The 9,119-nt window shown below is 34.9% G+C and carries 9 protein-coding genes; 6 read left to right on the top strand and 3 right to left on the bottom strand.

Features of this window, described 5'->3' with window-relative positions; translation table 11 throughout:
* Nucleotides 1-285 precede the first annotated feature (285 nt).
* A complete protein-coding gene (locus ACT9TX_RS14480) occupies nt 286-732 on the top strand; it encodes a peptidylprolyl isomerase (RefSeq protein ID WP_481339307.1) in 447 nt (148 codons plus the stop codon).
* 64 nt (nt 733-796) lie between these two features.
* On the opposite strand, the gene ACT9TX_RS14475 is transcribed toward ACT9TX_RS14480, so the two are convergent.
* A complete protein-coding gene (locus ACT9TX_RS14475; protein WP_481339305.1) occupies nt 797-1,669 on the bottom strand; it encodes a LysR family transcriptional regulator in 873 nt (290 codons plus the stop codon).
* 197 nt (nt 1,670-1,866) lie between these two features.
* On the opposite strand from ACT9TX_RS14475, the gene leuC reads away from it, so the two are divergent.
* The 5 genes from leuC (at nt 1,867) to leuB (ending at nt 7,136) form a co-directional block, all read left to right on the top strand.
* Nucleotides 1,867-3,261 (top strand): 3-isopropylmalate dehydratase large subunit, encoded by a 1,395-nt coding sequence (leuC, locus tag ACT9TX_RS14470; protein WP_481339303.1) that lies wholly within the window; start codon nt 1,867-1,869, stop codon nt 3,259-3,261.
* 101 nt (nt 3,262-3,362) lie between these two features.
* Nucleotides 3,363-3,959, top strand: coding sequence for a 3-isopropylmalate dehydratase small subunit (gene leuD, locus ACT9TX_RS14465; protein WP_481339301.1), 597 nt, complete (start codon nt 3,363-3,365; stop codon nt 3,957-3,959).
* A 59-nt stretch (nt 3,960-4,018) separates the two neighbouring features.
* Complete coding sequence (locus ACT9TX_RS14460; protein ID WP_481339299.1) at nt 4,019-5,566, top strand: alpha-isopropylmalate synthase regulatory domain-containing protein; 1,548 nt, start codon at nt 4,019-4,021, stop codon at nt 5,564-5,566.
* Between the two features lie 65 nt (nt 5,567-5,631).
* On the top strand, nt 5,632-5,991 hold the full coding sequence (locus ACT9TX_RS14455; RefSeq protein ID WP_481339297.1) for a four helix bundle protein: 360 nt from the start codon (nt 5,632-5,634) through the stop codon (nt 5,989-5,991).
* A gap of 74 nt (nt 5,992-6,065) precedes the next feature.
* A complete protein-coding gene (gene leuB, locus ACT9TX_RS14450) occupies nt 6,066-7,136 on the top strand; it encodes a 3-isopropylmalate dehydrogenase (RefSeq protein ID WP_481339295.1) in 1,071 nt (356 codons plus the stop codon).
* Nucleotides 7,137-7,304: 168 nt separating this feature from the next.
* Here leuB and ACT9TX_RS14445 read toward each other — a convergent pair whose 3' ends face one another.
* Both ACT9TX_RS14445 and ACT9TX_RS14440 read right to left on the bottom strand, forming a co-directional pair.
* Nucleotides 7,305-7,925, bottom strand: a complete 621-nt coding sequence (locus ACT9TX_RS14445) for a hypothetical protein (RefSeq protein ID WP_481339293.1) — start codon at nt 7,923-7,925, stop codon at nt 7,305-7,307.
* A 196-nt stretch (nt 7,926-8,121) separates the two neighbouring features.
* Nucleotides 8,122-8,979, bottom strand: coding sequence for a hypothetical protein (locus ACT9TX_RS14440; RefSeq protein ID WP_481339291.1), 858 nt, complete (start codon nt 8,977-8,979; stop codon nt 8,122-8,124).
* Nucleotides 8,980-9,119: the final 140 nt, after the last annotated feature.

Here is a 9,119-nt window from a genome sequence, read left to right as displayed (position 1 = left end):
GTTTGATGAGTGTGGTAACTTTTAAACTCTTTTCGATGCTCACTTATTTTATAACTAGCAACTTGCGTTAATTATTCCGAAAAACATAGAAATGGTTGGCATAACTAATATTTACATGCTAAAAATAATCATTAAATAGTAAACAAAAGAAAGTACATCAAAAGTTAGTATTCATAGCATCTAAGCATTTTGAATACCATATCTTATGATTATTGAAGCACCAGGGCAAACGCCCCCACACAATAACCATAAACCATTACTTTCGCTAGCTAATTTGATATTGACATGAGCGAAACAACTTTAACAAAAGGTACTATTACTACCGCTAAGGGTGTAATAACATTTGAATTGTACGACGATGCAGCACCAATTGCTGTTGAGAATTTTAAGAAACTAATCAGCGAAGGGTTTTACAATGGCATTAAATTTCATAGAGTAATACCAGATTTTATGATACAGGGTGGCTGCCCTATTGGTAATGGTACTGGCGGGCCGGGTTACTCAATTAAATGCGAAACAAAAGGTGATAAACAATACCACGACCGTGGCGTATTGTCTATGGCGCATCGTGGTAAAGACACTGGCGGCTCACAGTTTTTCATTTGCCACAGCCGTAATAACACTAGCCATTTAGATGGTGTACACACTTGCTTTGGTAAAGTAATTGATGGTATAGAAGTGGTAGACCAAATAAAAGCTGGTGACGTGATGGAAAAAGTTGAATTGATCTAGAAACCATTACGCTACAATACTTCAAAGCTCTCTTAGAATTAAACTTTTAAGAGAGCTTTTTTATTTACCGCAGCAAAAAGCCAATAGCTGCTTTGGCTATTTCAGAATCATCATCTTTTGGTGTAGCTATTAATACATCGGTAAACAAATTACCTTTCTTCAATTCAATAAATCCTAACTCTGAATAGTTGTGGCTTTTTAAAATATTTGTGGGTACAATAGATGATCCCAACCCATTTTTAACCAACTGAATGATAGACGATATATTGTTGGATTCATGTACTACTTTGGGTACAAAACCATAAGTGGCACATATTTCTAGTAGCAACTCATAATAATGTGGTGCGTAATCTTTATTAAAAAATACAAAAGTCTCGTCCTTTAGTTTCTCTATATCTTGTTCCGTGTCAAGCTGTACCAATTGCTTATTAAACACTACCGAAAAACTATCCCTAAACCATAAATCGGTAGCAATTTTAGGCGATTTTAGTGGTGCACGAATAATACCTAAGTCTAGTTTTCCTTGCTCTAAGTCACTAATTTGCCTTGCTGTAGGCACTTCGTACAAACTAAAATTTACAAAAGGATATTTGCTAGACAAGAACTTAATTAGCTCAGCAATATCACCAGAAAACGTAGAACTGATGTAGGCAATCCTAAATTCACCACTAATATTATTACTAATCTTCTGGGTTTTTAGTTTTATTCTATCCAAATTATCTAGCAGTATTGTCACTTCTTCCTTAAAGTATTTGCCAGCTTGTGTTAGTTCTACTTTTTTACTATTTCTGTCAAATAATTTTGCCCCTAACTCGTCTTCTAATTCTTTTATCTGACGGCTCAATGGCGGTTGAGAAATAAATAATTTCTCTGATGCCTTTACAAAACTCAATTCATCTGCTAAAGTCAAAAAATATTTGAGGTGCCTTATTTCCATAAATACCTATTAAGTATTGATAATTGACAAAATAAGTATGTTTTTGTCATGCTTCAACACTTTACTTTTGTAAGCGAGTAAGAAAAAGGTATTTGTAAATGATAGAAGCGATACGTAGGCTTTTGTTCTATTTACTTACCAAAAACAAAAAATTACTGATATTTACAAACTATTTTTAATAAATAAACAAAAGCTTTATGGCTAGTACATTGTTTGATAAAGTGTGGGATGCCCACGTTGTACGTAAAATTGAAGATGGCCCAGATGTGTTTTTTATCGACCGTCATTTTATTCACGAAGTAACCAGCCCGGTTGCGTTTTTAGGTTTAGAAACAAGAAATATCGGTGTGATGTTTCCTGCTAGAACCTTTGCTACCGCTGACCATAACACACCTACTATCAATCAACACTTACCTGTTGAAGATCCATTATCGGCTAATCAATTAAAAGCATTAGAAACAAATGCTGCTAAATATGGTATTTCGCATTGGGGTTTAAACAATCCTAAAAATGGTATTGTACACGTTGTAGGGCCAGAAAATGGTATTACGTTACCAGGCATGACCATCGTTTGTGGGGATTCTCACACCTCTACACACGGTGCTTTCGGTGCTATTGCCTTTGGTATTGGTACTTCTGAGGTAGAAATGGTATTGTCTTCTCAATGTATTATGCAGCCAAAGCCTAAAAAAATGCGCATTACTATTAATGGCCAATTAGGTAAAGGTGTTTCGCCAAAAGATGTGCCTTTGTTCATTTTATCGCAAATTTCTGCAAGTGGTGCCACAGGCTATTTCATTGAGTTTGCAGGTGAAGTATTTGAGCAAATGAGCATGGAAGGAAGAATGACGGTTTGTAACTTATCTATAGAAATGGGTGCTCGTGGCGGTATGATTGCGCCAGATGAAACCACTTTCAATTATTTAAAAGGTAGAGAAAAAGCACCAAAAGGCGATGCTTGGGATAAAGCGGTAGCACATTGGAAAACCTTAAAAACCGATGCTGATGCACAGTTTGATTTAGAGTTAACATTTACTGCTGACCAAATAGAACCACAAATTACTTATGGTACAAACCCTGGTTTAGGTACTGGTATTAGCAAAAATATTCCCATGGCTGCCACTGTTAAAGACGGTGCAGCATCTTATAAAAAATCATTGGCTTACATGGGCTTTGCCGAAGATGAAAAAATCATTGGTAAGCAGGTTGATTATGTGTTCTTAGGTAGCTGTACCAATGGTCGTATTGAAGATTTTAGAGCATTTGCAAGTATTGTAAAAGGTAAACAAAAAGCTGATAATATTACTGCTTGGTTAGTGCCAGGTAGCCATATTGTAGAAGCGCAAATTAAAGAAGAAGGTATTTTAGATGTGTTAAACGAAGCTGGTTTTCAATTACGTCAGCCGGGTTGTTCAGCATGTTTGGCAATGAACGATGATAAAATTCCTGCTGGTAAATATGCGGTAAGCACTAGCAACAGAAACTTCGAAGGTCGTCAAGGCCCAGGAAGCAGAACGCTTTTGGCTAGTCCATTAGTGGCTGCTGCTGCTGCTGTTACAGGTGTTGTTACAGATCCTAGAGAGTTAATGTAAACCCCTTACCCCTAAAGGGGGAAAGAGAAAAAAGTTTTTTATAAATATTAAATTGAAAAAATACTACACCCCTTTAGGGGCTGGGGGCAAAAATAATTATCATGGCTTACGATAAATTCACTGTTCTTACAAGTTCTGCGGTTCCTTTACCAATAGAAAACGTAGATACTGATCAAATTATTCCTGCACGTTTCTTAAAAGCTACTAAGCGTGAAGGTTTTGGCGATAATCTTTTTAGAGATTGGCGCTACAATAACGACGAAACACCAAAGCAAGATTTCGTTTTAAACAATCCTATTTACTCGGGCAAAATATTAGTAGGTGGCAAAAACTTTGGTAGCGGTAGTAGCCGTGAACATGCTGCTTGGGCAATTTACGACTACGGATTTCGTTGCGTAGTTTCAAGCTTTTTTGCTGATATTTTTAAAGGCAACGCTTTAAACATTGGCATTTTACCAGTTACTGTAAGTGATGAATTTTTAGTAAAAATATTCACTGCTATTGAGGCTGACCCAAATGCACAATTAGAAGTAAACTTACCAGAACAAACCATTACTATTTTAGCTACTGGCGAGTCTGAATCTTTTGCTATTAATGGTTACAAAAAACACAATATGCTCAATGGTTTTGATGATATTGATTATCTACAAGCCATGAAAGACGAGATTAAAACTTTCGCAGCCAATTCAGCATACTAGCCCCCTGCCCCTAAAGGGGATATAAAAGTGGGTTTTGTGAATAAAAATTTATCCAATAAATGAGCGATAAAAAAAGAAATCACCCTTTAGGGGCGGGGCGTCACATAGAAATAATGGATACCACGCTACGCGATGGTGAACAAACGAGTGGTGTATCCTTTTCTGCTTCAGAAAAATTAACGATTGCACAATTACTACTAACAGAGGTCAAAGTAGATAGAATTGAAATTGCTTCTGCACGTGTTTCAGAAGGCGAATTTTTAGCCGTAAAAAAAATTACGAATTGGGCTACTGCTAATGGCTTTATTGATAAAGTAGAAGTACTCACTTTTGTTGATGGTGAAACCTCTATTAATTGGATGGTAGAAGCTGGCGCAAAAGTGATGAACTTATTAACCAAAGGTTCGCTGAATCATTTAACGCACCAATTGAAGAAAACACCACAGCAACATTTTGATGAAATAGCTGCTGTGATTGCTTTAGCCAATAGCAAAGGCATTACTTGCAACGTGTATTTAGAAGATTGGAGCAATGGTATGCGTAACTCTAAAGACTACGTTTTTCAATACCTTGACTTTTTAACGCAACAACCTGTTAAGCGCATTTTATTACCTGATACTTTGGGCGTTTTAATTCCTTCAGAAGTAAGTGAATTTATAAGCGAGATAGTCAACAGATATCCAAATACGCACTTCGATTTTCATGGTCATAACGATTATGACTTAGGTACAGCAAATGTTTTAGCCGCTGTTAAAGCTGGTATTCATGGTTTGCATCTTACTGTTAATGGTATGGGCGAAAGAGCTGGTAATGCGTCATTATCTAGTACTGTTGCGGTATTGAATGATTTTGTAAAGAATATAAAAACATCGGTGGTTGAAAAATCGTTGTATTCTGTAAGCAAGTTGGTTGAAACTTTTTCTGGCTTTCGTGTATCGCCTAATCAGCCAATTGTGGGTGAAAATGTATTTACCCAAACAGCTGGTATTCATGCAGATGGCGACAAGAAAAACAACTTGTATTTTAATGATTTAATGCCTGAACGTTTTGGCCGTCAGCGTAAATATGCTTTGGGCAAAACAAGCGGTAAAGCCAATATTGAAAACAATTTACAGCAACTAGGCATTCAATTATCTGATGAAGATTTGAAGAAAGTTACCCAACGTATTATTGAATTGGGTGACAGAAAAGAAATGGTTACGCAGGCTGATTTGCCCTATATCATTTCTGATATTTTAGATAGTAACACCATTGAAGAAAAAGTACAGATTGATAATTATGTACTCACACATTCAAAAGATTTACGTCCATCAGTAACATTAAGAATCAGTATTAGTAACGAAATATTTGAAGAACATGCACAAGGCGATGGTCAGTACGATGCCTTTGTAAATGCTTTGCAAAAAATATATAAACTCAAAAAATTGGAATTACCACTATTAACAGATTATACCGTTCGTATTCCTCCTGGTGGTAAATCAGATGCTTTGTGCGAAACCATTATTACATGGCTACACAATGGCAAAGAGTTTAAAACCCGTGGCCTTGATAGCGACCAAACAGTAGCAGCTATTAAAGCAACGCAGAAAATGCTCAACATAATTTAGAAGGCAAAGAGGTGTAAGGCAAGGAGGCAGGAAGATGTAAGACAGAAAGTAAAAAAAGTATACAAATGACACCAATTAAATCATATAGAGACTTAATTGTTTGGCAAAAAGCAATGACATTAGTAAAGGATATTTACCTTACAAGTCAAGTTTTTCCGCAAGAAGAAATCTATGGTTTAACAAGTCAAATACGTAAATGTGCCGTTTCTATACCAAGCAATATTGCAGAAGGTTATGGTAGAAATTCAACTGGTGATTACAAACGTTTTTTACAAATAGCAAATGGCTCTCTGTACGAATTGCAAACACAAATTCAAATTGCTTTAGACCTAAATTATATTACACAAGAAAGCTTTAATAAAGTATTTAACCTAAGTATTGAAGTTGATAAAATTTTATACACCATTATTCAAAAACTAAAATAAAAGAGACATTTGTTAGTCGCTTAGATCAACTCTTTGCCTTTCTGCCTTTCTGCCTCTTTGCCTCAAAAGAAAAAATGAAAAAACACATCTTAATCGTTCCTGGTGATGGTATTGGTCAGGAAGTAACTGCTGTAGGTAAGCAAGTTTTAGACAAAATAGCTGCTAAATTCAACCATGAGTTTACATACGATGATGCCTTAATTGGCCACGTTGCCATTGAAGCGACTGGCAATCCTTTACCAGACGAAACTTTGGTAAAAATGAAAGCCTCTGACGCTATTTTATTTGGTGCGGTTGGTCATCCAAAATACGATAACGACCCTACTGCTAAAGTACGTCCAGAGCAAGGTTTATTGAAAATGCGTAAAGAACTTGGCTTGTATGCCAACTTACGTCCTATCAAATTATTCGATGAATTGTTAGGTGCTTCTAGCATTAAACCAGAAATTTTAAAAGGTGCTGATATTTTATTCTTCCGTGAATTAACAGGTGATATTTACTTCGGCGAAAAAGGTCGCAAAAACAATAACGATACTGCTTTTGACGTAGCTGAATATAGCCGTTTTGAAGTAGAACGTATTGCTCGTAAAGCATTTGATGCAGCTATGACACGTGGCAAAAAACTAATGTCGGTTGATAAAGCCAACGTTTTAGAAACCAGTCGTTTGTGGCGTGAAGTGGTACAAAAAGTTGCTTTAGAATATCCTGAGGTTGAAGTAACACACCAGTTTGTTGACTCTTGTGCTATGATGTTGATTAAAGATCCAAAGCAATTTGATGTAGTAGTTACAGCCAATTTATTTGGTGATATTTTAACCGATGAAGCCTCTCAAATTGCAGGCTCTATGGGCATGCTAGCGTCTGCGTCTATTGGTGATGGCACGGGTGTTTACGAGCCTATTCATGGTTCTGCACACGACATTACTGGTAAAGGTGTTGCTAATCCTTTGGCTTCAATTTTATCGGCTGCTTTGTTGTTAGATATTTCTTTCGGTCTTAAAGAAGAGTCAGAATTGGTAATTAGCGCTGTAGACAAAGTATTGAAAGAAGGTTACAGAACTCGTGACATTGCCGACGCTACCACACCGGCTGACAAAATTTTAGGCACAGCAGCTATGGGTGCAGAAGTATTGAAATTTTTATAAGCTTTTATATTTTGTGTTTAAAACATCCTTAAAGCCAAAGGCTTTAAGGATGTTTTGTTTTATGTAACTAAAGTGAAAATTCTATACATTATTGATACAAGAAGAAAGGAAGGCTGTAATATTTAAAGGAAAAAGATATTATTGAAGAGCGTTTGATTTCAAAAAAAATTAAATATTTTTTAAAATCATTTTTTCAAAATTTTTGCCATGACACAATATAAATGGAAGATTATTACCACAAACACAACGTGAATTTCTAGTACCCTTCATTTTCAAAATACAAAGTATCATTGTTTTAAGTTCGTATAAATAATTCAAATGAATCGCTTGTTCATTAGTCAAGTTGAAGCTAAGTAAATTGGCTCTTTCACCTCTATTTTCAAAAGCAAATATTGCTTCGCATACTTTGATTAAATCATCAACTAAAGGATTAGTAGTTGTATTTAGCCTGATATTTTGAATCTGTTTATTATCGTATTTTAACTTTGGGTCAGCAACAAAAAGTATTCTTCTAGCACCATTATTTTTTGGTGTAATATCTTTTAGATTACCATTTAAATCTTCCCAAACTGCATGAGCTTCTGCTTCGATAAGATTATTTGTCTGCCAAATTTGCCATCCCATAATCATTTTGCCCCCGCAAGTTTCTGCTTTTCTTAAAACAGAAGGAAAGCAATCACTTATCATCACGCCTGGTTCGGCTTCAACTCTCATAAATATCGGCTCGCTCGGTGAGTTAATGATTGTAAGTAGCGTCAATACATCTTTGTTAATTCTATTTGGCGTCATTTAAATACATTTTCAATCTAAGTTAATTGCAAATTTAACCCGCTATTCGGGGATATTCCTGAGGGCATCCCAAAGTCTAGATAAGGGCAAATTATTCATCTGAATTCACTTTGATTTATCATTTATCAACTCATCCACATTCCTTGCAGAACATGATAAGCATGGGAAACAATGGGATGCTGAACCATTTTGGGTATCAATTTTTAATAAATTTTGTTTCAAGTCTATCGTTCCAATACCTTGACTCTTTGATTTCCATAATTTTTCTTTCGACAATGGAATTATCATCATTTATATAAATAGCTTCATTTAAAATTGACTCAATATATAATGGATGAAACCTCTCAAGATTTGCTTTAAATTCACTGAGGTATAATTCAACAAAAGTTGTCCAATACATTTTCGTTTTATTAGTTGGAACAACCTTGACCAAAGGGATGATAAAATCTGTATTATGTAATTGATTAAGCAATGATTTTTTACTTTTACGAGGTTCGATATTTAGTTTAAAGGCAAGATTTGTCAACGAGTTTAGAGTCATGTCATTTAAGTATTCCTCCTTTGTAACTGCTTTATCTTGAATTTTTAAATAACCAAATTTTTGATAAAACTCAGCTACTGAATTGTTCATTGTCCAGTAAGAATTAACTTCAATATCTTCTTCAATTAAATACTCCTCAAATAAACTGAAGAGGAATAATGATGAGCCCTTTCCAATTTTGTTGTCGAATTTCTTTTCATTTATTTTTTCAATAAATTCTTCAAAGGATTCAACTTCGACTTCTGGTGGTAAAAATATTTTTTCAAAGTCTGAAAAAGTGAATCTTTCTCTTTCATTTTGAGAATATCCACTATAATAGTAGCTAGCATATTTAGTCTTGTCCTTAATTTTTACAAGGAACTTTCTATTATCTCTATTATAATTAGGAAACTTAAACTTGCCATTAATTTCATCAATAAAATATGAGAAATCAAATGTGCCTGTTTTAGCTGAGGTATAAGGAAGCATATTTTGAAAAATTTCTATCAACTCTCTTATTGGTGCAACTTCCAATTCAAAAGTTCAAAATTGATTATTAATTATCGAGCATTTATAGTTGCTTTTTTTGTGACAATGGCAATATAAAATAATTTATCCATCAAAACTTTCTACTCTTAATGAAGATACCGAGGGAATCCCAAAGTTTAGATAAG

It is taken from the genome of Parasediminibacterium sp. HNIBRBA5674 (genome assembly GCF_056745525.1).
Note: the sequence above shows the minus strand (reverse complement) of the source record. Positions and strands in the feature narration are given on the sequence as shown.

What these genes read in the sequence shown, in the direction of transcription:
- ACT9TX_RS14480 (WP_481339307.1), top strand. Translation starts at nt 286, where the DNA reads ATGAGCGAAACAACTTTAACAAAAGGTACTATTACTACCGCTAAGGGT.
- ACT9TX_RS14475 (WP_481339305.1), bottom strand. Translation starts at nt 1,669, where the DNA reads ATGGAAATAAGGCACCTCAAATATTTTTTGACTTTAGCAGATGAATTG.
- leuC (WP_481339303.1), top strand. Translation starts at nt 1,867, where the DNA reads ATGGCTAGTACATTGTTTGATAAAGTGTGGGATGCCCACGTTGTACGT.
- leuD (WP_481339301.1), top strand. Translation starts at nt 3,363, where the DNA reads ATGGCTTACGATAAATTCACTGTTCTTACAAGTTCTGCGGTTCCTTTA.
- ACT9TX_RS14460 (WP_481339299.1), top strand. Translation starts at nt 4,019, where the DNA reads ATGAGCGATAAAAAAAGAAATCACCCTTTAGGGGCGGGGCGTCACATA.
- ACT9TX_RS14455 (WP_481339297.1), top strand. Translation starts at nt 5,632, where the DNA reads ATGACACCAATTAAATCATATAGAGACTTAATTGTTTGGCAAAAAGCA.
- leuB (WP_481339295.1), top strand. Translation starts at nt 6,066, where the DNA reads ATGAAAAAACACATCTTAATCGTTCCTGGTGATGGTATTGGTCAGGAA.
- ACT9TX_RS14445 (WP_481339293.1), bottom strand. Translation starts at nt 7,925, where the DNA reads ATGACGCCAAATAGAATTAACAAAGATGTATTGACGCTACTTACAATC.